This window comes from Belnapia sp. AC561, assembly GCF_979252845.1.
The window spans coordinates 1-244 of the sequence record NZ_CEEDBP010000421.1 but is presented as its reverse complement, the minus strand read 5'-3'; the positions used below and the strand labels follow the sequence as shown (position 1 = coordinate 244).

Below are 244 nucleotides of genomic sequence, written 5' to 3'. Positions count from 1 at the left end.
GGTCCGGCGCGGCCTCGTCGTGCAGCATCAGCTGGTCCGGCCGCCCCGCCAGCAGCGCCGGGCCGGGCGGCGGCGCCTCGGCCACCGGGCCCGAGAGATGCGTGCCGTCCGGCAGGCGGAGCCGGGCCATGCCATCCTCCACCGCCAGCAGCAGGCAGGGCCGCCGGGTGGTGCTGCCGATGAAGCCCGAGACAAACAACGTGCGCGGCTGGGCATAGACCTCGACCGGCGTGCCGAGCTGCTC

1 pseudogene is annotated in these 244 nt (G+C 76.2%); it reads right to left on the bottom strand.

Going from position 1 to position 244, the window contains the following annotated elements:
* A pseudogene (locus AC0IW9_RS31690) lies at nucleotides 1-244 on the bottom strand (ABC transporter ATP-binding protein); the annotation flags it as partial.